Annotated in this window: 21 protein-coding genes; 10 read left to right on the top strand and 11 right to left on the bottom strand. The window is 43.5% G+C overall.

What is annotated here, in order from left to right:
• Nucleotides 1–18 precede the first annotated feature (18 nt).
• The 5 genes from M301_RS10115 to carA all read right to left on the bottom strand — a co-directional run bounded on the left by M301_RS10115 (nt 19) and on the right by carA (nt 5,946).
• Nucleotides 19–465: a DUF4149 domain-containing protein gene (locus M301_RS10115; RefSeq protein WP_013148680.1), complete on the bottom strand. Its 447-nt coding sequence runs from the start codon at nt 463–465 to the stop codon at nt 19–21.
• Nucleotides 465–947 carry a transcription elongation factor GreA gene (gene greA / locus M301_RS10120; protein ID WP_013148681.1) on the bottom strand — a complete coding sequence of 161 codons (483 nt, stop codon included), beginning with the start codon at nt 945–947 and terminating at the stop codon, nt 465–467. The genes M301_RS10115 and greA overlap by 1 nt, the downstream gene beginning before the upstream one ends.
• Nucleotides 948–1,069: 122 nt before the next feature.
• Nucleotides 1,070–4,276, bottom strand: coding sequence for a carbamoyl-phosphate synthase large subunit (carB, locus tag M301_RS10125; protein WP_013148682.1), 3,207 nt, complete (start codon nt 4,274–4,276; stop codon nt 1,070–1,072).
• A 38-nt stretch (nt 4,277–4,314) separates the two neighbouring features.
• The gene (locus M301_RS10130; RefSeq protein WP_013148683.1) at nt 4,315–4,779 is read right to left on the bottom strand and encodes a hypothetical protein; all 465 of its coding nucleotides are present in this window, start codon (nt 4,777–4,779) and stop codon (nt 4,315–4,317) included.
• A 9-nt stretch (nt 4,780–4,788) separates the two neighbouring features.
• Nucleotides 4,789–5,946 (bottom strand): glutamine-hydrolyzing carbamoyl-phosphate synthase small subunit, encoded by a 1,158-nt coding sequence (carA, locus tag M301_RS10135; RefSeq protein WP_013148684.1) that lies wholly within the window; start codon nt 5,944–5,946, stop codon nt 4,789–4,791.
• Between the two features lie 235 nt (nt 5,947–6,181).
• Here carA and M301_RS10140 point away from each other — a divergent pair, with 235 nt between their 5' ends.
• The gene (locus M301_RS10140) at nt 6,182–7,516 is read left to right on the top strand and encodes a glutamine synthetase family protein (protein ID WP_013148685.1); all 1,335 of its coding nucleotides are present in this window, start codon (nt 6,182–6,184) and stop codon (nt 7,514–7,516) included.
• Nucleotides 7,517–7,541: 25 nt separating this feature from the next.
• On the opposite strand, the gene M301_RS14265 is transcribed toward M301_RS10140, so the two are convergent.
• The 3 genes from M301_RS14265 to M301_RS10155 all read right to left on the bottom strand — a co-directional run bounded on the left by M301_RS14265 (nt 7,542) and on the right by M301_RS10155 (nt 10,822).
• Nucleotides 7,542–8,783, bottom strand: coding sequence for a GGDEF domain-containing protein (locus M301_RS14265; RefSeq protein WP_013148686.1), 1,242 nt, complete (start codon nt 8,781–8,783; stop codon nt 7,542–7,544).
• 109 nt (nt 8,784–8,892) lie between these two features.
• A complete protein-coding gene (gene dapB / locus M301_RS10150) occupies nt 8,893–9,702 on the bottom strand; it encodes a 4-hydroxy-tetrahydrodipicolinate reductase (RefSeq protein ID WP_013148687.1) in 810 nt (269 codons plus the stop codon).
• Between the two features lie 94 nt (nt 9,703–9,796).
• Nucleotides 9,797–10,822 carry an outer membrane protein assembly factor BamE gene (locus tag M301_RS10155; protein WP_013148688.1) on the bottom strand — a complete coding sequence of 342 codons (1,026 nt, stop codon included), beginning with the start codon at nt 10,820–10,822 and terminating at the stop codon, nt 9,797–9,799.
• A gap of 88 nt (nt 10,823–10,910) precedes the next feature.
• Between M301_RS10155 and fur the strand changes: the two genes are divergently transcribed.
• Nucleotides 10,911–11,330 (top strand): ferric iron uptake transcriptional regulator, encoded by a 420-nt coding sequence (fur, locus tag M301_RS10160; RefSeq protein ID WP_013148689.1) that lies wholly within the window; start codon nt 10,911–10,913, stop codon nt 11,328–11,330.
• A 3-nt stretch (nt 11,331–11,333) separates the two neighbouring features.
• On the opposite strand, the gene recN is transcribed toward fur, so the two are convergent.
• Both recN and M301_RS10170 read right to left on the bottom strand, forming a co-directional pair.
• Nucleotides 11,334–13,010, bottom strand: a complete 1,677-nt coding sequence (gene recN / locus M301_RS10165) for a DNA repair protein RecN (protein WP_013148690.1) — start codon at nt 13,008–13,010, stop codon at nt 11,334–11,336.
• An 8-nt stretch (nt 13,011–13,018) separates the two neighbouring features.
• Nucleotides 13,019–13,888 (bottom strand): NAD(+) kinase, encoded by an 870-nt coding sequence (locus tag M301_RS10170; protein ID WP_013148691.1) that lies wholly within the window; start codon nt 13,886–13,888, stop codon nt 13,019–13,021.
• 148 nt (nt 13,889–14,036) lie between these two features.
• On the opposite strand from M301_RS10170, the gene hrcA reads away from it, so the two are divergent.
• From hrcA to M301_RS10210, 8 genes are all read left to right on the top strand, one after another.
• Entirely contained in the window at nt 14,037–15,053 is a 1,017-nt protein-coding gene (hrcA, locus tag M301_RS10175; RefSeq protein ID WP_041360069.1) for a heat-inducible transcriptional repressor HrcA, read from the top strand.
• Between the two features lie 26 nt (nt 15,054–15,079).
• Nucleotides 15,080–16,186, top strand: a complete 1,107-nt coding sequence (gene hemH, locus M301_RS10180) for a ferrochelatase (protein ID WP_013148693.1) — start codon at nt 15,080–15,082, stop codon at nt 16,184–16,186.
• 38 nt (nt 16,187–16,224) lie between these two features.
• The gene (gene rfaD, locus M301_RS10185; RefSeq protein ID WP_013148694.1) at nt 16,225–17,214 is read left to right on the top strand and encodes an ADP-glyceromanno-heptose 6-epimerase; all 990 of its coding nucleotides are present in this window, start codon (nt 16,225–16,227) and stop codon (nt 17,212–17,214) included.
• Between the two features lie 19 nt (nt 17,215–17,233).
• Nucleotides 17,234–18,697 carry a bifunctional D-glycero-beta-D-manno-heptose-7-phosphate kinase/D-glycero-beta-D-manno-heptose 1-phosphate adenylyltransferase HldE gene (gene hldE, locus M301_RS10190; RefSeq protein WP_190274947.1) on the top strand — a complete coding sequence of 488 codons (1,464 nt, stop codon included), beginning with the start codon at nt 17,234–17,236 and terminating at the stop codon, nt 18,695–18,697.
• A 62-nt stretch (nt 18,698–18,759) separates the two neighbouring features.
• Complete coding sequence (gene waaF, locus M301_RS10195; RefSeq protein WP_049770022.1) at nt 18,760–19,722, top strand: lipopolysaccharide heptosyltransferase II; 963 nt, start codon at nt 18,760–18,762, stop codon at nt 19,720–19,722.
• 147 nt (nt 19,723–19,869) lie between these two features.
• On the top strand, nt 19,870–20,676 hold the full coding sequence (locus M301_RS10200; RefSeq protein WP_013148697.1) for a tetratricopeptide repeat protein: 807 nt from the start codon (nt 19,870–19,872) through the stop codon (nt 20,674–20,676).
• 86 nt (nt 20,677–20,762) lie between these two features.
• Nucleotides 20,763–21,329, top strand: coding sequence for a DUF4337 domain-containing protein (locus M301_RS10205; RefSeq protein WP_013148698.1), 567 nt, complete (start codon nt 20,763–20,765; stop codon nt 21,327–21,329).
• 15 nt (nt 21,330–21,344) lie between these two features.
• Nucleotides 21,345–22,031 (top strand): DUF1345 domain-containing protein, encoded by a 687-nt coding sequence (locus M301_RS10210; protein WP_013148699.1) that lies wholly within the window; start codon nt 21,345–21,347, stop codon nt 22,029–22,031.
• A gap of 78 nt (nt 22,032–22,109) precedes the next feature.
• Here the strand turns inward: M301_RS10210 and lpxO are convergent, their stop codons facing one another.
• Nucleotides 22,110–23,009, bottom strand: coding sequence for a lipid A hydroxylase LpxO (gene lpxO / locus M301_RS10215; RefSeq protein ID WP_013148700.1), 900 nt, complete (start codon nt 23,007–23,009; stop codon nt 22,110–22,112).
• Between the last annotated feature and the right edge of the window lie 8 nt (nt 23,010–23,017).

The raw sequence follows: 23,017 nt of genomic DNA on the forward strand, positions 1-23,017 counted from the left end.
ACTTAACTTCAAAACTAGCTATTTTTTCACAACCACCACAAAACCTAACAAGCATTGCACCACATAAGCAATGCTTGCCACGCCGTGCCAAGCTTTAAATCGATTAGCAAACACGCTTTGCATCACGTCTGCAGGAAAGGCATCCGCCTTTAGCTGCGCCAATATCGGTTGAATACCAAAATGCCCAGCCAGTACTAACAACAACATCACAAACAATGCCCAAAAGTAGGACTGTTTCAGCGCCTGTGTACCATGACCTAGCAAACGGTGAATCAGCAGATAAAATGCTGAGAACAAACCTAAGTAAGACACATAGGTAAAAAATTGCCCCGCCAGCTGACCTGCTAATTGATGATCTTCCAGAGTGTGAAATAGCGAATATGCAACTGCGCCCGTTGTCCACAACGCGCCGACCCAGAAAGTGATCAGTATCAAACTAAATTTATCTAGCCAATGATTTGTCATTAGATATATTGCACTTCTAGAATTTCATATTCTTTAACGCCACCGGGTGCCATCACTTCGGCGACATCGCCTTCTGACTTACCGATTAAACCACGTGAAATCGGTGAACTCACTGAAATTTTACCATTTTTAATATCGGCTTCATCGTCACCAACAATTTGATAGGTGATGATGCTACCGCTATCTAAATCTTCGATTCTAACGGTTGAGCCAAATACACAGCGGCCATCAGCATGCAGCGTTGATGGATCAATAATCATGGCATTTGAAAGCTTAGCTTCAACTTCAGCAATGCGACCTTCAATAAAGCTTTGGCGTTCTTTAGCCGCCTCGTATTCAGCGTTTTCAGATAGATCGCCCTGCGCACGCGCTTCTGCAATGGCCTGAATGACCCATGGTCGATCTACGCTGCGCAAGCGCAAAAGCTCCTCTTTTAGTTGCTCTGCGCCTTTAACGGTAACGGGTATTTGGGTAACTGCCATATTGCTAAACCTTATCTAAAATCTATTAAGCTAAAAAAATAAACCACACTCATACAGAGTGTGGCTTTTAAAACACACACTAAAAAATTAAGTGTGGTTATGAATTAAAAATCTAGTGTATTTTAAGAAAGCTTTTTATGCAAGTCTTGAAGTGACTCAACCGTCAATTCTTGCATATGCGCCATACCTACACATGCTGCTTTAGCACCAGCCAGCGTTGTGTAGTAAGTCACTTTATTTTGCAACGCGCTACGACGAATTTCGTAAGAATCAACAACTGCACGCTTGTCTTCAGTCACGTTCACAATAAAGCTAATGTCGCCATTTTTAATCATATCGACAATATGCGGACGACCTTCTGCCACTTTATTCACTGAAGCTACTTTTAGACCATTAGCCGTCAATGCAGTTGCTGTGCCTTTAGTCGCGACCAACTCAAAACCTAAATCATGCAAGGCATGGGCAATTTCAACTACTTTATTGTAATCTTCTTTACGCACACTAATAAATGCTCTGCCGCCTTCAGGCAGCTTAGTAGAAGCACCAAGCTGTGACTTGAGGAAAGCTTCTGCAAATGTTGCACCAACGCCCATCACTTCACCTGTAGACTTCATTTCTGGACCTAAGATAGTATCTACGCCCGGGAACTTAATGAACGGGAATACCGCTTCTTTAACTGAATAGAATGGAGGAACAATCTCGCGCGTCACGCCTTGCGCTTTAAGTGAAGTTCCGATCATGCAGCGCGCAGCCACTTTAGCCAATTGCAAACCACAGGCTTTAGAAACAAACGGCACTGTGCGTGATGCACGTGGATTTACTTCTAACACAAAGACTGTTTTACCTTGAATAGCAAACTGCACATTCATTAAACCTACTACACCCAAGGCACGTGCCATTTGTTTAGTTTGGTCACGCAACTCATCTTGCAGTTTTGCTGATAAGCTAAACGGTGGTAATGAGCATGCTGAGTCGCCAGAATGCACGCCAGCTTGTTCAACGTGCTCCATAATGCCGCCGATAATCACGTCACCCGTGTTATCACAAAGTGCGTCCACATCGACTTCTAGCGCATCATTCAAGAATCTGTCTAACAATACAGGTGATTCATTCGACACTTTTACCGCTTCACGCATATAACGCTCGAGCTGTGATTGCTCTTGCACAATCTCCATCGCACGACCACCCAACACATAAGAAGGACGAACAACGAGCGGATAACCAATTTCCAAAGCCAAACGAATCGCTTCATCGGGCGTTCTCGCAGTGCGGTTTGGCGGTTGTTTTAAACCAAGCTCTTGCAACATTTTTTGGAAGCGTTCGCGATCTTCTGCCATATCAATTGCATCTGGCGTTGTACCAATGATAGGCACACCCGCCTTTTCTAAATCACGTGCTAATTTTAGTGGCGTTTGACCACCGTATTGCACAATCACGCCTACTGGTTTTTCTAAGGCTACGATTTCAAGCACGTCTTCCAACGTCACTGGCTCAAAATACAAGCGGTCTGACGTATCGTAATCTGTAGAAACAGTTTCAGGGTTACAGTTCACCATGATGGTTTCGTAGCCGTCTTCACGCATCGCAAATGCCGCATGAACACAGCAATAATCGAACTCAATACCTTGACCAATACGATTAGGACCACCGCCCAAAATCATAATTTTCTTCTTATTAGTTGGCGCGGCTTCACACTCTTCTTCGTATGTTGAATACATATAAGCAGTGTTGGTCGAAAACTCAGCTGCACAAGTATCTACGCGTTTGTAAACAGGGCGCACTTGCAAAGCTTGTCTGTAAGCACGCACAGCGTGTTGGTCTGTATTGAGCAATGTTGCCAAGCGTCTGTCAGAAAAGCCACTGCGTTTTAATTTCAGCAAGGCTTGTTTATCTAAATCAGCAATCTGCTTGCCTTTTAGCGCTTGTTCTCTATCGATTAAATCTTTGATTTGAACTAGGAACCAATGGTCAATTTTTGAAATATTGAACACTTGTTCAACGCTCATGCCCATTCTAAAGGCATCGCCAACATACCAAATACGCTCAGGGCCAGGTACCCCCATCTCTTTGGTAATGGTATCTAAATCTGTGGTTTTTTCATCCAAGCCATCAACGCCGACTTCAAGTCCGCGCAAGGCTTTTTGGAATGACTCTTGGAAAGTGCGACCTATTGCCATCACTTCGCCCACTGACTTCATCTGCGTAGTTAAACGTGAATCTGCTTGTGGGAATTTTTCAAATGCAAAACGAGGAATCTTTGTGACAACATAGTCAATTGATGGCTCGAATGATGCTGGCGTTGCACCACCAGTAATTTCATTGCGTAACTCATCTAAAGTGAAACCTACCGCTAATTTTGCTGCCACTTTCGCGATTGGGAAACCCGTTGCTTTTGAAGCCAATGCTGATGAACGCGATACACGCGGGTTCATCTCAATCACAATCATACGGCCATCATCAGGATTGATTGCAAACTGTACGTTTGAACCACCAGTATCAACGCCAATTTCACGCAACACGGCAAGTGAGGCGTTACGCATGATTTGATACTCTTTATCACTCAGCGTTTGCGCAGGCGCTACGGTGATTGAGTCACCTGTATGCACGCCCATAGGGTCTAAGTTTTCAATTGAGCAAATGATGATGCAGTTATCCGCAGAGTCGCGCACCACTTCCATCTCATACTCTTTCCAACCTAATAGCGACTCTTCAATCAATAGCTCATTGGTTGGCGAGGCATCAAGACCGCGTTCGCAAATGGAAATAAACTCTTCACGATTGTAAGCGATACCACCACCGCTGCCACCCATGGTGAATGATGGGCGAATAATCGTCGGATAACCAATGCTGGCTTGCACTTGCAAGGCCTCTTCCATGCTATGTGCTACAGCAGAACGCGCTGAACCCAAGCCAATTTTAGTCATGGCTTCTTTAAATTTTTGACGATCTTCCGCTTTATCAATCGCTTCTTTTGAAGCGCCAATTAACTCAACTTTGTATTTTGCCAATACACCATGTTTATCTAAATCTAGCGCGCAATTCAGCGCGGTTTGGCCGCCCATCGTTGGCAACAAAGCATCTGGACGTTCTTTAGCAATGATTTTCTCAACCACTTGCCAAGTCACAGGCTCGATATAAGTTGCATCGGCCATTTCTGGATCGGTCATGATGGTCGCTGGATTAGAGTTCACCAAAATCACGCGATAACCTTCTTCACGAAGCGCTTTACATGCCTGCGCGCCAGAATAGTCAAACTCGCAAGCTTGCCCAATCACAATTGGACCCGCGCCGATGATTAGAATAGATTTAATGTCTGTACGTTTTGCCATTCAATTTAACTTTATAAATATTTAATTTTTTAAAACTACTATTTAACGCGCCCGGCGCGCAACATTTTGTAGCCAATATAGAACAAAAACGCTGATGGCAAAAACATCCACCAAGCTTTAAAGGGATTAAGTATGATTGAAACAATAATACCTAGAAGCCCTAAAAAACACGCAATCAATGCGTATATGTAATCAGCAACCACATGTCCCAACTCAATCACGTGATAAATCTTATCTACAATTGACCGCGTACTCTCAGGCAGTTTTTCCCGATTTTCTGCTTTAATCTGCTGGAAGCGATCTAGCCACTGCATTGGGCTGTACCACTTCACTTCAACCTTGCCACTCTGCGCCACCGACTCTTGTCGCGCAACTTTATAAATTACAATGAATAAAAATAATCCAACAATCCACCAATAGTACTGTGTTAGCCAAAGCTGCCAATCTTTTGGCAGTTTACCAAACCAAACACTCAACCACTTGCTTAGCTCAATAAACTCCATTTAAAGCTTTTACTTTCTTGCACCTTGCTTTTGCGCTTCCATAGACTGCACAAATTTATCAAACAAGTAGCTCATCTCGGTTGGACCTGGGCTTGCTTCTGGGTGACCTTGAAAGCTAAATGCAGGTTTGTCTGTACGCGCAATGCCCTGCAAGCTACCGTCAAACAATGAAACATGCGTGGTTTTGATATTAGCAGGTAAGTTGGTTGCATCTACCGCAAAACCATGGTTTTGGCTGGTAATGTACACACGCTTAGATTCAACATCTTGCACAGGATGGTTTGCACCGTGGTGACCAAATTTCATTTTGTGCGTTTTAGCATTGCTCGCCAACGCCAACAACTGATGACCTAAACAAATACCAAATGTTGGAACACCAGTGTCGACGATGGTTTTAATTGCAGAAATAGCATAATCACATGGCGCTGGATCACCTGGGCCATTTGAAAGAAACACACCATCTGGCTTATATGCCAAGGCTTCCGCTGCTGAAGTTTGCGCAGGTAGCACCGTCACTTTACAGCCACGAGAAACTAGCATACGTAAAATATTGCGTTTAACACCGTAGTCGTAAGCTACTACGTGGAATTTTGGAGTAGCCGCATAAGTAAAACCTTTACCTAGCTTCCATTCGCCTTCGGTAAACTCATAAGGCTTATCGCAACTCACCACTTTAGCTAAATCCATACCAGACAAGCCCGGGAAACCTGAAATCGCAGCTTGCGCCAATGCAATCGCTTTTGCTTCATCTGCCTCGCCAGCTATTACTGCACCCGTTTGCGCACCTTTTTCGCGCAATATTCTAGTCAACTTGCGAGTATCAATATCGGCAATCGCCACGACATTGTTAGCACTTAAATACTCTGAAAGTGACTGCGTATTTCTAAAGTTACTATACGTGAGTGGCAAGTCGCGAATAATCAAACCGCTTGCATATACTTGACCAGACTCTACGTCTTCAAGATTCACACCATAATTACCGATATGCGGATAAGTAAGTGTTACGATTTGTTTGGTGTAAGATGGATCTGTGAGAATCTCTTGGTAGCCAGTCATTGAGGTGTTGAATACAACTTCACCTACTGTTTGGCCAGAAGCACCGATTGATGTTCCACGAAACACAGTTCCATCTGCAAGTACTAGTATGGCGGGCAGGTTTTGTGACACGGTAACTCCTTGGATTAAAACATTAATTAATTTTTTAGTGCTAAGTTCATCATAGTATTCATTATGAACAAATGGCAGATACGCAAAACGGGAGGAGCTTTATACTCTTCCCGTTTCAGAATTAACGAATTATACCGACAAGCGGCCTGCTTTTCAACTTTTGATTGTAACTTGATTGTAAAAAGCCGCTTAGAATTTTAAAGTAGAAGTAAATAAAATACGTTAAAGGTTAGCTATGAACAAATCGATTTCCCAACTTATCACTGAAAACCACATCCACGAAATTGAGTGCGTGATACCCGATATGACAGGCATAGCACGCGGCAAAATCCTGCCTAAAGATTTATTTTTAAGTGCTGGCGAAATGCGTTTACCTAAAAGCGTGTTGTTGAATACTGTGAATGGTCAGCAACCTGATAACGGGCCTTATGTGGGCGATACCGACCCCGATATGATCTGCAAGCCAGACATTTCAACCTTTAGAGTTGTGCCTTGGGCTGCAGAGCCTGTGGCCGTGATTATTCACGACTGTTTGGAATGGGATGGCACACCAGTAGCACTTTCGCCGCGCGCCGTGCTACGCCGTGTGATTGATCTTTATACTAAGCGTGGCTGGCGTCCAGTGGTGGCGCCGGAAATGGAGTTTTTTCTTGTAGCTCGCCAACAAAACCCTCATGAACCTCTACAACCGCCTATTGGTCGCACAGGCAAGCCGGAAGCTGGCAGACAGAGTTATTCAATTGATGCGGTAAATGATTTTGACCCATTTTTCATGGAGCTTTCTAAATTCTGCGACGTGCACAGATTAGGCGTCGAGACTTTGATTCACGAAGCTGGTGCAGGGCAAATGGAGATCAATTTCACCCATGGTGACCCGTTAGAATTAGCTGATCGCGTGTTTTTATTCAAACGCACAGTGCGCGAAACGGCTTTGCGTCACGGCATATTTGCCACATTTATGGCAAAACCAATGGAAGCCGAGCCAGGCAGCGCGATGCATATACACCAAAGCGTCATTGATGCTGACGGCAACAATATATTTAGCAAAGCCGATGGCAGCGCTAGCCCTGAGTTTTTCCACTATATCGCGGGTTTACAAAAATATGTTCCACAAGTGATGCCTATGTTTGCACCTTATGTAAACTCATATCGCAGACTAGCGCCATTCATGTCGGCCCCTACCAATGTGCGTTGGGGTTATGACAACCGTACTTGTGGTATACGTGTACCTAACTCTGACGCAAACTCAAGGCGCGTTGAAAACCGTGTACCAGGCGTAGATGTGAACCCCTATTTAGCGATTGCCGCCACACTAGCTTGTGGTTACCAAGGAATAGTTGAAGCGCTGCAGCCAACTGAAGCGCTAACAACTAGTGCATGGAACATGGCGGATGACCTGCCACATCATTTAGAAGATGCGATTGAATTGCTGCGTAACTGTGAGCCTATGCATGAGCTTTTTGGCACAAAATTTGTTGATGCGTTCTGCGCGGTTAAAGAGTTGGAATATGGCACTTACAACCGCGTGATTAGCTCGTGGGAGCGTGAGCATTTATTGTTACTGGTATAAATCTATAATGAGCATGACAGTTGGATTAGATTTCGCTCGACGTTAATATATCGTCGGCATAAACAACAAACATATTGCGGCCAAGGCGCTTAGCTGAGTACATCGCTTCATCAGCACACTTCAATAAATTTGCTGGGGTAGCGCCAGACTTTGAATAAATCGCCACGCCTAAGCTACCGCCAATTTCCAGCATTTTACCTTCAACTTCAAAAGGTTTAGTCAGGGCTTTAATGATTTTTTCTGCGGCTACCGTCGCTTGCTGCTCGTCGTCCACTTTTGGCAATAGAATCACAAACTCATCGCCACCTATCCTAGCAACTGTATCATCTGTGCGGAGTAATTCTTTCAAGCGCCCCGCCACACTCACCAATAATTGATCCCCTACCTCATGCCCATAATCATCATTAACGGCTTTAAAATAATCCAAATCCAAGAACATAATAGCTACCATATGCTTTGAACGCTTAGCAGCTTTAAATGCTTGCGCGGCTCGGTCATCTAGCAGCCTACGATTTGGTAGGCCTGTCAGTGCATCATAGTAGGCTAGCTCTGAAAGCACAGTAGTTGATTCAAACAGTTGCTTGAGCAAGTTCTCAACATACTCGTTTCTAAGAATCAGCCCAGTTAATATCAACAAAAAGAATAAAGTTAGCAAGGCCGGGAATAAGGTTTTACTCAGCAAGCGCTGATTCCATCCTTTTGCAGCTACATCGACGTTCAACATCACAAAATTTGGCGTTTTAACCGTAACACTCACAGGTACGCGCGCACTGATCCATGTTCCCCAGTGGTCTGTGACAGGACCCTCGACAATAGGTACTCTTATTTTCATCACGCGCTTTAGCTCGTCACTCGCTTCTGTAAATATTTCAGCCAACTTAGATATTTCAGAGGGTGGCTGTGGGCTGGCATCAAGTAAAAATCTAACCTGTTTTTTACTTTGAGTTTTATCTAAATACAGTAGATAGATAAAGTGACAATCCACATTCACTCTACATGCGCTGTTCAGCTTTGAATTTAGTTCAACTAAATCTTTTACCTTAATTAGATCTGGATCAGTATTTAAGGTCTTTGCAAAAGGCTGCCAGTCGATAGATTTCTCGATAGTTCTAGCGTAAGTGATTAAGTTATTACGCATCTCCTCGTCTTGCGCTTGCTTGGTATGTATGACAAACAACACACCTGCAGCCGAGGTAATCGTAAATAAAAGAATATAGAAAAATCTAGAGCTAGATAAAAAGGATTTTAATCCGCCGAACTTAATCATGAAAGTTTCGTTTCTGAATTCTGAATAGACTCTTGATTTGGAATCAAGATGTGTGGCTGGAGTTACTACAAAAGTAGTGTTTTAGGGTTCCAAGATTAGCTAAGCGTGACTATCTCAACCCTAAAACATCCTGCATATCAAAAAGTCCAGTTTGCTTGCCAATTAGAAATTTTGCAGCGCGTAAAGCGCCAGATGCAAATGTAGCGCGGCTACTGGCTTTGTGCGTCAACTCTACGCGTTCACCTAAGCCTGCGAATAGCACCGTGTGATCTCCCACCACATCGCCACCACGTACCGTAGCAAAACCAATGGTGCTAGGATCGCGCTCGCCCGTTACGCCTTCACGGCCATAAACGGCGCACTCTTCTAAGTTGCGACCCAGCGCGCTTGCTGCAGCTTCACCCAAACGCAAAGCTGTACCAGATGGAGCATCCACCTTGAAGCGATGATGCGCCTCAATAATTTCGATATCGAAACCTTCATTCAACACTTTAGCAGCAGACTGAACTAAGTTAATCAATAAAGACACGCCAACACTAGTGTTTGGCGCAAAAACAATGGCTATATTTTTAGAAGCCGCCTCAATCAGCAACTTTTGTTCTGCTGAAAACCCTGTCGTGCCGATAATCATTTTGACATTGTGTTTTTGGCAGGCAGCTAAATACATCAAGCTAGCTTCTGGACGGGTAAAATCGACCAAAATATCCGCATTTATCAAGGCTTCATCTATACTATCGGTGACTTTAACGCCTGTAATCTTACCTTGTTGTTCGCCCGCATCGCGGCCAAGTTGAGGATTGCCTGAACGATCAAGAGCCCCATGCAACACTAAGTCCGTATCAGCAAAAACGCATTCAAGAAGAGCGTGACCCATGCGACCAGAACAGCCTGCGATGACTACTTTTAAGGGATTTGCCATGATTCTAACTACCTAATAAATCTATAATATTTAAAAAAACAAATGTTCTCGTCATTACCTAACACCGCTTTGCGAGTTAGTCTGCCCTGAAAAATTAGAAACCAATTTTTTCTAGCATTCTGTCAAAAAAACTTGGCTCACCTTCTGGAGGTAAATCTTTTGGCTTAGGTACAGATTTATTACCTGCACGTGGCGCCGCTGGCGCAGGAGCGGCTTCTAGTTCAGCATCTTCAGTCAATTTCATACCTCTATCAAACTTCATACCTGCAGCTGATTCATATGACTTAACTGGCTCAGTTACAGTTTTAACTGGCTCAGCTTTAGTTTGCGTAACAACAGCTTTTTTTTCGGGTACAGCTTTCATTTCAACCACTGGGCTAGATTGCACAGGTACAACCTCTTTTACAGGCTCAACAACTGGCGGCACTTCAGCTACAGCAGCAGGCGCTTCCACAGGTGTAGATGCTGCAGTAGGTACATTCATTGGCAATGCCTCCAGCGGCACAGCCATCATCGACTGCGGCTCATCTGATTTCGGCTCTTCTATAGGTGTTGCAGATTTTCTAGCTAGCTCATCTTTAGCCTGCTCTGCTGCACTTTTGGCAGCCTCTTCAGCTTCGGCCTTTGCTTTAGCAGCCGCGGCTTCTTTAGCTAGTGTTGCTTCGTCTTTTTGCCAAAACTTCAACTTATTGAGCACGCCTTTTTCTTCAGGTTTTTCAGTTGGGTTTATGACGCGCGTACCACTATTTGTAGATCCTTCATCGGTTTTTGGTTCACTTCCTTTTGGAATCACATCACCACGCACCGCTTTTAACGAGTCACCTTCAAAATCTAAAATCACGCGACGCTGCTCGGTAATTTTGCCTTTTTCGCGCATTTGGTAAACATAATCCCAGCGATTACCGTGAAAGCTATCTTGAATTAAGGGCGTACCCATAATAAAACGCACTTGCGATTTGGTCATACCAGGTCGCAATTGCAACAACATTTTAGAAGTCACTACATTGCCTTGTTGCACATCCAGCTTGTAAGGTTTTATTGTTGGCAATGCCGTGCCGCATGACGCGCAGAGAACTGCTAATAAAATAACTGTGTACCGCAAAGTAGAAAAAATACGCATATTATGACTTTAGTTTGAATTAGCGTTAATATAACACGTAGATAGCGAACCAAAAAACACTGTCATTATTAAATGTGAGTAAACAACGATGCAAGATCAAAAAGACTTAAAAAACGCAGGCCTGAAGGCTACATTACCTAGACTAAAAGTATTAAGCCTGTTTGAAAATAGTAAAGAACGCCATTTGTCGGCCGAAGATATTTATAAAGTGATGCTCAACTCAGGTGAAGATGTTGGCTTAGCGACGGTTTATCGAGTACTTACTCAATTTGAGCAAGCTGGCTTGCTTGTACGCCACCATTTTGAAAGCGGCAAAGCCGTTTTTGAGCTGAATCAGGGCGGACATCACGACCATATCGTATGTATGAAATGTGGTCGTGTAGAAGAGTTCTATGATGCAGAAATCGAAAAAAGGCAAGAAGCTGCTGCCGCGAAATTTGGTTTTAAAATGCAAGATCACTCACTCACCATTTACGGCATTTGCGAAAAACAGCCTTGCGATAAATAATATTTAACGCGCCAACATCTCTTTTGCATGTTGGCGTGTGGTTTCAGTAATCTCAATACCACCCAACATCCGTGCAATTTCCTCTACGCGCGCTTCATCATCTAACACGGCAATTGTACTGAGCGTTTGCGCATTCACCAACGACTTGCTCACGCGTAGATGATGCGTACCTAATGCTGCGACCTGCGGCAAATGGGTAATCACAAGCACTTGGCGTTCAGTTAAGTTTTTACTGTCTTGCTGCTCACCTAATTGCTTCAAAAGCTGCCCCACAACCTCAGCGACACCGCCACCGATACCAACATCTACCTCGTCGAATATCATGGTTGGAATACTTTCTTTTTGCGCGGTAACGACACGAATGGCTAAACTAATACGCGAAAGTTCTCCTCCAGAGGCTACTTTAGCAAGCGGTCTGGCAACCACTCCTGCGTGACCTGCAACCAAAAACTCAACCTGCTCAAGTCCATTGATTGTTGGCGCTTGCTCTGTAAGCGCCACTTCAAACTTACCGCCGCTTAAAGACAAGCGCTGCATTTCTGTGCTGATTTGTGCACCTAGTTTTGCTGCCGCAGCTTTTCGACCATCACTCAGTTGTTTCGCTAACTGCATGTAAGTAGCCAAAGCTTGAGTTTCCTGCTTGGCAAGCTCGCCATCATTTGCAAACAGTTCTAATTCCGCCATGCGCGCTTGTGAGTTAAGAAGCAACTCTGCTAACTCTTCTGGTTTAACGCGGTTTTTGCGAGCAGTGTTATGTATGTTTTGGATTCTGGAATCCAACTTCGCAAGCCCTGCTGGATCTAGTTCGGCACGTTGAAGATAGCGATTTAAAAAGCGCGAGGTTTCTTCAAGTTGAATAATGGCTGAATCAAGCGTTTCAGCGGCCTCAGCCATTGCAGTGTCATATTCACACAGGCTTTGCAACTTATGTTGAACCTGAGACAGCAAGCGCATGGCGGATAATTCACCCTCACTTAACAACTCACGGCACTCCTCACCACCGGTAATCAAGCCAGCGCCATTTGATAAACGCAAATGCTCTTGCTGCAATTCTTCCCATTCGACAGGGCTTAATGAAACTTGCGCTAACTCACGCGTGTTGTCGCGTAAATCTGCTAGTTCGTCAGCATATGCGCTAGCATTTTTTTCAACTTCTAAACGTTGCTGATTAAGTGCATGCCATACTTTATATTGCGCCGAGACTTGTAATGCCAAGCCGGACAAGCCGCCGAAGTTATCTAACACATTGCGCTGCGTGGCAAGTTTTAGTAGAGAGTGATGCGCATTCTGGCTGTAGATATCCACCAGCAATTCACCTAACTCTTTGAGTTGAGCAACCGTCACTGTTGCGCCATTGATAAAAGCACGCGAACGACCATCAGCGTACATCACTCGGCGTAAAATCAGTTCGTTTGCTTCATTTTCCATTTCCGCATCGACTAACCATTGCTTCGCTTCTAGGTTATTCGTAATAGCAAAAATGGCGCTAATTTCAGCTTTATCACATCCCGCGCGGGTGACGCCACCTTCTGCGCGCGCGCCTAATGCTAACGATAAGGCATCAATTAAAATAGACTTACCAGCACCAGTTTCACCGGTCAGCACGGTAAAACCAGTTTCGAAGTCTAAATCAAGTTGATTGACGATAACAAAATCACGAACAGAGAGGCTTTGTAGCATAACTAAATTTAGCCCCAGTTCAGTTTGTTGCGCAGCATATCAAAATAACAATAATCGCTTGGATGCAATAAAGAAACCGTCTGCTCTGCACGATTGACAGTAATTTTATCGCCGACTTCTAACGTCACCTGAAATTGACCATCAAAGCTCAGGTGCGCCTCGTCAAACTGCATCAAGGTAATTTCAATTAAGCTATCACTATGTACGGCAATTGGTCGATTACTCAGCGTATGCGGACAAATTGGCACTAATGAAATCGCTTGTAAATTAGGATGTAGGATCTGACCGCCCGCTGAGAGCGCATAAGCGGTAGTGCCCGTAGGCGTGCTTATAATCAAGCCATCGGCACGTTGTTTATGCACGAATTTGTGGTCGATAGTCACTTCCAACTCAATCAATCGCAAAGCACTTTTAATCACCACGTCATTCAATGCAAAATTGTCATGGACTAATTTTCCATCACGCATCACCTGTGCTGTTAGCATCACGCGTGGCTCTTCAATAAAATCACCGGATAAAATTTTATCTAATTGCTCAAGCATGTCCTCGGCACGTAAATCGGTTAAAAAACCAAATCGTCCGCGGTTAATGCCGACTAGTGGCACATTATGATCTATCAGGCTGCGCGCCACGCTGAGCATGGTGCCATCACCGCCCATCACTATCACCAAGTCAACTTTACTACCTATTTTTTCTAATGATTCCGTTTTAAAGCCGGTCAGGTCAACATATTGAGCTGTGTTATTTTCTATCCATATATCGAGATCTTTTACAGCTAAATGATGCACCAAATCTGTCAAATCACTCTGCATCAATTGTAGAGCCGATTGGTTCATGTATTTGCCAATGATGGCGATAGACTTAAATGTTTGATTCATGGCGAAATTAAATCACAGATGCCTTTTTGCGCCAAGTGAAAGCTAAAGATATAGTTAAAGCTAAAGATTATGGTAAAAGCGTATTATGTGAACAAATTAGCTAGTTATCAGTATGACGAATGCCATAAATCGGGCAAAATATATAGCCATGGACAAACGCGCGCAGATATTATTAAAAACCTTGGTTGAACATTACATTAGTGATGGTCAACCTATCGGTTCGCGCACGCTATTGCAGCATTCTGGCTTAGATGTGAGTGCGGCAACTATACGCAATGTAATGAGTGACTTGGAGCAACTTGGCTTTATCGCCAGTCCGCACACTTCGGCAGGCCGCATTCCGACACAAAAAGGTTATCGCCTATTTGTCGATTCACTGCTGACAGTGCAACCGCTAGAAACGCAAGCAATACAGCAACTCAAAAGCGGTTTGTCTTCACCCAACCCCACCGAATTGATTGCCAGCGCGGCAGATATGCTTTCACAGCTAACGCAATTTGCAGGTTTGGTGATGATTCCTAAGCGCAAGCGTGTGGCTTTTAAGCATTTGGAATTTTTACCTTTATCTGAAACTCGAATTTTAGTCATCATCGTTACTAGCGATGGCAATGTGCAAAATCGCATACTGATGGCAGAAAAGAAATATTCGCAAAGTGAGCTGACGCAAGCCAGCAATTACTTTAATGCAAATTTTTCAGGTCAAACCTTTGAAGAGGTGCAACAAAAACTGCATATTGAGCTCCAACAAATGCAATCGGATATGAATCGCCTGATGGCAGCCGCGCTGGAAGCTAGTAGCAAAGCTGTGGATAGCAATAAAGATGGCGTTGTGATTGCCGGAGAGCGTAATTTGCTTCAAGTTGATGAACTCTCCACCAACGTAAGCAGCTTGCGTAAGTTATTTGAAATATTTGAGCGCCGCACTTCGCTGATGCAATTGCTTGATAATAGCCAACGTGCTGAAGGCATACAAATATTCATCGGCGGCGAAAGTGGGTACTTACCTTTAGACGAATGCAGCATGATTACCGCCCCGTATGAAGCTGATGGTCAGGTAGTCGGCACGCTAGGCGTCATTGGTCCAACACGTATGGCTTATGAACGCGTGATACCGATTGTGGATGTCACTGCGAAACTATTATCAAATGCATTATCGAATAATTAAATAGAAAAAATACTTAGAAACCATACATGGCTTACTACAACCCAGAACCAAAGTACGAACACGGCGACCAACTTAAAGTTGGTATTTTATTGGCTAATTTAGGTACGCCAGATGCGCCAACAGCCCAAGCTTTACGTCCCTATTTGCGTCAATTTTTAAGCGATACTCGCGTAGTAGAAATCCCTCGCGCCCTTTGGTGGTTTATTTTAAATTGTATTATCTTAGCTATTCGACCAAAAAAATCGGCAGAAAAATACGCGCAAATATGGCTGAAAGAAGGTTCGCCTTTATTGGTTCACGCGCAGAAACAAGCTACTTTATTACGTGGATTCTTAGGTCAGAAAATCAAGTCACCCTTTGCTGTTGAGTTGGGGATGAGCTATGGCAACCCAAGCATGCAATCTGCCATTGATAAGTTAAAAGCTCAGCACTGCGACCGTGTTTTAGTGTTTCCGCTGTATCCGCAATATGCGGCTAGCAGCACAGCATCAGCCATGGACGCCGTGTTTCGCGTATTGCTCAAAACACGCAACCAGCCAGCCATTCGTAGCATACGGAATTACAATGACCACCCTGCTTATATTGCCGCGTTGGCCTCTAGCGTGCGCGAACATTGGAGAATCAACGGTAAGCCAAGTAAGTTAGTGATGAGCTTTCACGGCGTGCCAAAAGTACATTTAACCAGTGGCGACCCCTATCATTGCCAATGCCACAAAACTGGTCGTCTATTGGCTGAAGCTTTAGAGCTAAGCAAAGACGAATATTTAATCGCGTTTCAATCGCGCTTTGGTAAGCAAGAATGGTTAAAGCCTTACCTTGCTAGCACTCTCGAGGATTTAGGCAAAGCTAAAACCAAACGTATTGATGTTATCTGCCCAGGTTTTAGTAGTGACTGCCTAGAAACCTTAGAGGAAATTGCCATGGAAGGTAAACACATCTTCCAAAGTAATGGCGGTGGTGAGTACCACTACATACCAGCATTAAATGAAAATGAAGCTTGGATACACGCCATGACAGCAATTGCGCTAGAAAATCTGCAAGGTTGGGTTTCAATTGAGTGGGATTACGATTTAGTTAATAAAGGCAATGAAATGACTAAATTACGTGCTCAAGCTTTGGGTGCTAAGCAATAAGCGCTATACTTTTGCTTTAAGCAGACTTCACACACTTTATGATAGTAATTACTGGCGGCGCAGGGATGATAGGCTCTATCATCGCTTGGCATCTGAATACAAAACTTCAACGTGACGACATGGTGATTGTTGACCTCATCACGCATGAAAACCAATGGCAGAATTTGGTTAAACGGCAATATGTGCAATATTTGGATAAAGACCAACTGATGCCATGGTTGGAAGGCCGTCAGGATATTGAAGCAATCATCCACATGGGTGCTATCAGCGCAACAACCGAGCGCGACTTTAACAAGCTCGTTGAAGCCAATATTCATTACTCACAAAACCTGTGGACGTGGTGCGCCAACAATAACGCTGCTTTCTTCTACGCAAGTTCAGCCGCCACTTATGGCGATGGCGAGCATGGTTATGATGACGTTTCCATTGAAAATCTTCGCCCACTGAATGGCTATGGTTACTCAAAACATTTTTTCGACCAATGGGCTTTGCAACAGGTAAACAAGGGATTGGCAGTGCCATCAGCATGGGCAGGCTTCAAATTCTTTAATGTTTACGGCCCAAACGAATATCATAAAGAACGTATGGCAAGCGTGGCATTTCACAGTTTTAACCAATTTAAAGAAACTGGCACCGTCAAGCTTTTCAAAAGCCATAAAGAAGGTTATTCAGATGGCATGCAATTACGCGATTTTGTGTATGTGAAAGATGCAGCAGCAGCCGTTGTGCACTTTCTAACCGCAGCCTTAAGTGGCAAAGCCTGCACTAATGGCATCTATAACATTGGTACTGGCAAAGCGCGCGCATTTAAAGATTTAGCCACTAGCGTGATGTCCAGCATGGGTAAATCGCCCAACATTACCTACATTGATATGCCTGAAGATCTACAAGGTAAATACCAATACTTTACCGAAGCTACCGCAGCTAAACTACGCGCAGCAGGTTATACGCAGCCGTTCTGCAGCTTAGAAGAAGGTGTACAAGATTACGTACAAAACTATTTAATGCATGATGATGCTTATTGCTAAGTTAAAGTAAATGACCTATATGAATTCGCAATTAATCGACACTGTACGTCAATTCACAGGCAGCAAAAAATCCATATTAGTCATCGGCGATGTGATGTTAGATCGTTACCTAATAGGCAATGTGAATCGCATTTCACCTGAGGCGCCTGTACCTGTCGTGCTGCTTAAACAATCAGAAGATAGAGCTGGCGGCGCAGCCAACGTAGCCGCAAACTTATCTGGCTTAGGGCTAAACACCGAAATCATCGGCTGTATCGGTGACGATGTGACAGGCAAAATTCTAACGCAAATAATTGCGGACTCTGGCATAGGAGTCGCGAACATTATGACTTCTAAGTTACGTCCAACCGTCTCGAAAACTAGAGTGATGAGCGGCAATCAACAAATTGTGCGTATTGATGATGAAAGCGCTGCAGCTTTTACTGTTGAAGAAAACCAGCAGCTACTCAGCAATGTAACTCAAGCCCTAAACAATAAACCTGCCATGGTCATTTTGTCTGATTATGCTAAAGGCGTGTTAAGTGACAACACCTGTAAAGCCATCATTGAGTATTGCAAACAGCTGAACATACCTGTCATTGCCGACCCTAAAGGCCGTGATTACGGCAAATATAAGGGCGCCAGCACGCTCACCCCCAACAAAAAAGAAACTGCCGAGGCCTGTGGCGTCGACATCAATGAAACAGAAGCATTACTGCATGCCGCCGAACAGTTGAAAAATCAGCTGAACTTAGACTTTCTTGCCGTCACTCGTGGCGAAGAAGGTATTTCGCTTATTGACGATAAACAGATACAACATATTCCAGCTACTGCAAAAAAAGTATTCGATGTTTCAGGTGCTGGTGACACGGTAATTGCCACACTGGCTGCAGGTTTAGCGCATGGCTTAAATCCACACGATGCCTTACAACTTGCGAATATTGCCGCAGGTATTGTAGTCGGCAAAGTCGGCACTGTGCCCGTTTCAAAAGCCGAACTACTAAAAGCATTAGTGAGCGAAGACGGTCAATCGCAAGCTGATAAAATTTGTGATAATGCTCAACTGGCTGAACTAGTAAGTCGCTGGAAAGCTAATCAACAAAAAATAGTCTTTACCAATGGTTGTTTTGATTTACTACATGCAGGACATGTGACCTATTTAGAAGCGGCCAAGAAAACTGGTGATAAATTAATTCTAGGGTTAAATACCGATCGCTCTGTAAGCGCCCTGAAAGGCCCAACACGCCCAGTAGTACATGAAGGCGATAGAGCTCGTGTATTAGCCGCATTGGCCTCGGTAGACGCGGTTATTTTATTTGACGAAGACACGCCATTACAACTAATAGACGCCATACGTCCAGATGTCATTGTGAAAGGTGATGATTACACAGAAGACCAAGTAGTAGGCGGCACTGAGGTTAAATCGTGGGGCGGTAGTGTCAAATTGATTCCATTGGTGCAAGGCCGCAGCACTAGCAACATCATCAAAAAACTAGGTGCGTAGTGGCGAAGTTGCAATCAACTCAATCCAAAATATTGGTACTTGGCCCATCATGGGTCGGCGATATGGTGCTTGCGCAAAGCCTGTTCAAAACGCTTAAATTAAAAGACCCTAACTGCATTATTGACGTTGCCGCACCAGCATGGACATTACCTCTCATAGAGCGCATGCCAGAGGTGAATAAAGGCATCGCCCTGCCCTTCAAACACGGTGAGTTTGCGCTGTTTGAACGTATTAAATTTGGTAAAAGTCTGCGCAATGAAGCCTATACCCAAGCAATCATTCTGACCAACTCCCTTAAATCTGCCATCTTGCCCTTTGCCGCAAATATTCCGCAACGCACCAGCTTTTTAGGTGAGTTGCGTTACGGTTTGGTCAATGATGTGCGTAAACTGGATAAAATCAAGCTACCGCGTACCGTGGATAGGTTTGTTACTTTGGGTTTGAACAAGAGAGCCTCACTACCTGACAACATCCCCAATCCATCGCTCATAGCCAATAAAGACAATGCACTGGCTACTTTACAGAAACTAGGCATTCCATCGCCAAACAGTACAATATTAGGGCTATGCCCAGGTGCAGAATATGGAGAAGCAAAACGCTGGCCTGCGGAATACTATGCTGAAGTTGCAGGTGAAGCATTAAGTAAGGGCTGGCAGGTCTGGCTATTTGGCTCTGAAAAAGACATCCCTGTCACCACTGCCATCAATACTCTAACCAACAATCGATGCGTAAATTTAGGCGGCAAAACTAATTTAAGTGAAGCGATAGATTTAATGTCGCTTTGCGACAACGTCATCAGTAATGACTCTGGGCTCATGCACGTTGCTGCTGCATTAGATAAAAAATTGGTCGCGATATACGGTTCATCTAACCCTCATCACACGCCACCAATGAATAACAAAGCAGTAGTTGAGTATTTAGGGCTGGAATGCAGCCCTTGTTTTAAACGTGTATGCCCACTCGGTCATTTGAACTGTCTAAAAAACATATCCCCGCAACAAATCATCCATCATATCCAAAATTGATTTACATCACGTGTAAAAATCAAACTGGCTCAAAGAAAAATTAATTAACTTTAACATTAAGATACATTTATTCAGTGTCAGCCTCTTGTAAGGAAGCAATCTTAATATGCGGATATACTACTTTAAATATCTGCATAAGGATTACTCATGAAAGTAAAGTCACTAATACAATTAGCCGCATTACTTATACCAATCTCATTTACAGCTCCAGCGTTCAGTGCTGAGGACGCTTCCATGCATCAGGTTTATCTCGCAGCAGAGGCAGGCAAATTCAATGAAGCACAGTCCATGATGGATAAAGTGCTACATGACCACCCTAATAGCGCTAAAGCACATTATGTTGAGGCTGAGTTGTTAGCAAAACAAGGACGCTATACAGGTGCCCAAGATGAGTTAGATATTGCAGAGCGTTTGCAGCCTAGTTTATCTTTTACAAAGCCTCAGGCATTAGAAAAATTAAAAGCTCAAATTGCCCAAACGCACTCGGTCAACCCATCAGGGACTAACCACAATAATCAACAAGCAAATAATAACGGAACGCCATGGGGAATGATTTTATTGATGGTATGTTTAATTTCATTTATTTACTTAGCTGCGAAATGGATGTCTAGTCGCAATCCGACCCTTATGCCTGCGAACGACAACCCAAATAATGCTCACCAACAACCATATGTAAACGCAGGGCTAACACCTTTGGCAACGCAAAGTAGCGGAGGACTAGGGTCAACTATCATGACGGGGTTAGCAACGGGTGCTGCGGTAGGTGCAGGGATGGTGGCTGGTGAAGCATTGATGCATCATTTTACTGATGGTGATCATAATAATAGTGGTTTTATCAATACAGCTCAAGCAAACGATGAGGTCCTAAATCAGAATGATATGGGTGGTAATGATTTTGGTATCGCAGACAATTCGTCTTGGGATGATAACTCAGGGAATGATGATTGGACATAATGCTTTAACGCCTTCACATTATTTATATATGAAATTAAGGTTAATACTAATTTAGCTTAACCGTATTAATCAGAACAGAGGTCAAAATGAGCGAAGAGTTTGAGGTAAAAGGTCCCCACGAAGAGGTTTTAGAAGCCAATGAAGAAAGCAGTGGCTTTAACGGTAGACTTGCTGTGATGACAGCGGTAATGGCGACTATAGGCGCGATTTTATCTTATGAAGCCAGTGTCACACTTGGAGAGGCAATAATTTTTAAGAATGAAGCTTCTATCCAGAAAACCAATGCATCAGATCAATGGAATTTTTATCAAGCGAAAAACAATAAACAAAGCTTGTCCGAACTTGCCGCGAAATTAACCACAGGCAAAGACCAAGTTGATAGTAAAAATGATGCTTTGCATTATGCGACGGAAAAATCAGACATCAAAAAGAAAGCTGAAGAGTTCGAAAAACTGAGTCATAAAGCCGATGAAAACTCTGAGCATTCTATGCATCTTCATCATCGCTGGGCCACAGGAACGACTGCATTACAGATTGCCATCTCACTTGCAGCTATAACATTACTAACACGCAGAAGATGGTTACAATATGCCAGTATGACATGTGCTTTAGTTGGATTCGGTTTCGGCATATGCGCTTGGTTTGGAATTTAATTTACTAGCGAAAAAATGAATAACAACTCAAGACTATCAAAACTGCCTAAATTATTTCGCATAATTCTGTCTAGACCAAGACTATTCAGTTCGATTCTAGCTGGAATTCTCATCGCAATTTTTTTGCCAAAATCTTTAGCATTACACCCTGTAACCAGAGCAATCATCGGCTGGAATGCAGGAGCTTGGCTCTATTTGATAGCCTCAATTCGAATGATGTTTTGGACTACCCATGAAAAGATACGTATGAGAGCAATAGCTCAGGACGATGGTAGGTATGTGATTTTAGGCATGGTAATCTTTGCAGCGATAGTCACTATAGGCGCTATTGTTGCTGAACTATCAGTTGTCAAAGACATGCATGGTATGCTTAGGTCGGCGCACATCACGCTTGCTGTACTGACTATATTATCCTCTTGGACATTTACTCAAGTAATGTTTGCATTACATTACGCCCATGACTTTTATGTTACCAAAACACAGACTGATTCAGGGGGGTTAGAGTTTCCTGGAACACCCATGCCTGAATATAGTGACTTCCTTTATTTTTCCTGTGTAATAGGCACTTCAGGTCAAACTGCGGACGTAAGTTTTACTAATAGAAAGATGCGAAGAACAGGCTTGGTGCACTGCGTTTTAGCCTTCTTCTTTAATACTACTTTAGTGGCTTTAACAATTAATATTGCTTCAGGATTAATTTAAACTTTCTACTAATCTTGCCTCCACAACCAGCTAAACTGCAGCTTCAATTATAGACATAGCAGCTTCGGGCTTTTAAAACTACATTTTCCAAATTAAGTAAATTACCAAAACGATTAAAGAAAATTTGGTGACTTTATAGACGGTTTTATTCCAATTTTTAAAACGACGACGATACTGTCCGACTACCCAAGCATAATGAAATAGCTGATTGATTACTCCAGTTTGATCACCATCATCATTAGGTGAACTTGCAGCAGTAACAATATTTTTGGCTAAAAAGCGGTTAACAGCCTGCGCCCAGCGGAAGCGCATTGGCCTCTCAACATCGCAAAACAGAATAATACGATCTTGGTCTGTACGGTTATACGCTTCGTGTATGTAAGTTTCATCAAACATCACGGCTTCGCCATCACGCCAGCTATAGGGCACACCATCTACGTTAATGAAACACTCGTCGTGATTTGGCGTAGTTAAACCTAAGTGGTAACGTAGTGATCCACCGTATGGGTCACGGTGCGGATTCAATTTTGCACCAGGTGGTAATTCTGCAAACATCGCCGCTTTAATAGTTGGAATCTTGCTTAAAATTTCCACTGTTTTAGGGCAGTAAATTGCTGCAGATGGATGTTGCGCGTCATACCATTTTAAATAAAACCGTTTCCAGCCAGTTTTAAAGAATGAATTAAAACCTGCATCATTATTGTTTTTTGAAGCAGCGATACGCTCTTGCTCTCGCATATTGAGCGCTTCCTCGCGAATAACCTGCCATGAATCAGTCACCGCTTGCATTTCAGGAAAATGGCTTGCAGACAAATACGGCGTGGTCGGCACTTTGGAAAATATGTACATAAACAAATTAAAAGGCGCGACGAAGGCCGAATGATCAAATAACTGTTTAAGAATAGGATGGCGAACTTTTCCACGGAAATGAATAAAGCCTACCGCAGTTAAGAACAATGCAACTATGAAGTATTTCATACTAAATA

The organism is Methylotenera versatilis 301, assembly GCF_000093025.1.
GTDB lineage: Bacteria > Pseudomonadota > Gammaproteobacteria > Burkholderiales > Methylophilaceae > Methylotenera > Methylotenera versatilis.

What these genes read in the sequence shown, in the direction of transcription:
- lpxO (WP_013148700.1), bottom strand. Translation starts at nt 23,009, where the DNA reads ATGAAATACTTCATAGTTGCATTGTTCTTAACTGCGGTAGGCTTTATT.
- M301_RS10130 (WP_013148683.1), bottom strand. Translation starts at nt 4,779, where the DNA reads ATGGAGTTTATTGAGCTAAGCAAGTGGTTGAGTGTTTGGTTTGGTAAA.
- M301_RS10205 (WP_013148698.1), top strand. Translation starts at nt 20,763, where the DNA reads ATGAGCGAAGAGTTTGAGGTAAAAGGTCCCCACGAAGAGGTTTTAGAA.
- greA (WP_013148681.1), bottom strand. Translation starts at nt 947, where the DNA reads ATGGCAGTTACCCAAATACCCGTTACCGTTAAAGGCGCAGAGCAACTA.
- M301_RS10140 (WP_013148685.1), top strand. Translation starts at nt 6,182, where the DNA reads ATGAACAAATCGATTTCCCAACTTATCACTGAAAACCACATCCACGAA.
- recN (WP_013148690.1), bottom strand. Translation starts at nt 13,010, where the DNA reads ATGCTACAAAGCCTCTCTGTTCGTGATTTTGTTATCGTCAATCAACTT.
- hldE (WP_190274947.1), top strand. Translation starts at nt 17,234, where the DNA reads ATGAATTCGCAATTAATCGACACTGTACGTCAATTCACAGGCAGCAAA.
- M301_RS10200 (WP_013148697.1), top strand. Translation starts at nt 19,870, where the DNA reads ATGAAAGTAAAGTCACTAATACAATTAGCCGCATTACTTATACCAATC.
- M301_RS10170 (WP_013148691.1), bottom strand. Translation starts at nt 13,888, where the DNA reads ATGAATCAAACATTTAAGTCTATCGCCATCATTGGCAAATACATGAAC.
- M301_RS10210 (WP_013148699.1), top strand. Translation starts at nt 21,345, where the DNA reads ATGAATAACAACTCAAGACTATCAAAACTGCCTAAATTATTTCGCATA.
- M301_RS10155 (WP_013148688.1), bottom strand. Translation starts at nt 10,822, where the DNA reads ATGCGTATTTTTTCTACTTTGCGGTACACAGTTATTTTATTAGCAGTT.
- hrcA (WP_041360069.1), top strand. Translation starts at nt 14,037, where the DNA reads ATGGACAAACGCGCGCAGATATTATTAAAAACCTTGGTTGAACATTAC.
- hemH (WP_013148693.1), top strand. Translation starts at nt 15,080, where the DNA reads ATGGCTTACTACAACCCAGAACCAAAGTACGAACACGGCGACCAACTT.
- dapB (WP_013148687.1), bottom strand. Translation starts at nt 9,702, where the DNA reads ATGGCAAATCCCTTAAAAGTAGTCATCGCAGGCTGTTCTGGTCGCATG.
- carB (WP_013148682.1), bottom strand. Translation starts at nt 4,276, where the DNA reads ATGGCAAAACGTACAGACATTAAATCTATTCTAATCATCGGCGCGGGT.
- fur (WP_013148689.1), top strand. Translation starts at nt 10,911, where the DNA reads ATGCAAGATCAAAAAGACTTAAAAAACGCAGGCCTGAAGGCTACATTA.
- M301_RS14265 (WP_013148686.1), bottom strand. Translation starts at nt 8,783, where the DNA reads ATGATTAAGTTCGGCGGATTAAAATCCTTTTTATCTAGCTCTAGATTT.
- rfaD (WP_013148694.1), top strand. Translation starts at nt 16,225, where the DNA reads ATGATAGTAATTACTGGCGGCGCAGGGATGATAGGCTCTATCATCGCT.
- M301_RS10115 (WP_013148680.1), bottom strand. Translation starts at nt 465, where the DNA reads ATGACAAATCATTGGCTAGATAAATTTAGTTTGATACTGATCACTTTC.
- waaF (WP_049770022.1), top strand. Translation starts at nt 18,760, where the DNA reads ATGGTGCTTGCGCAAAGCCTGTTCAAAACGCTTAAATTAAAAGACCCT.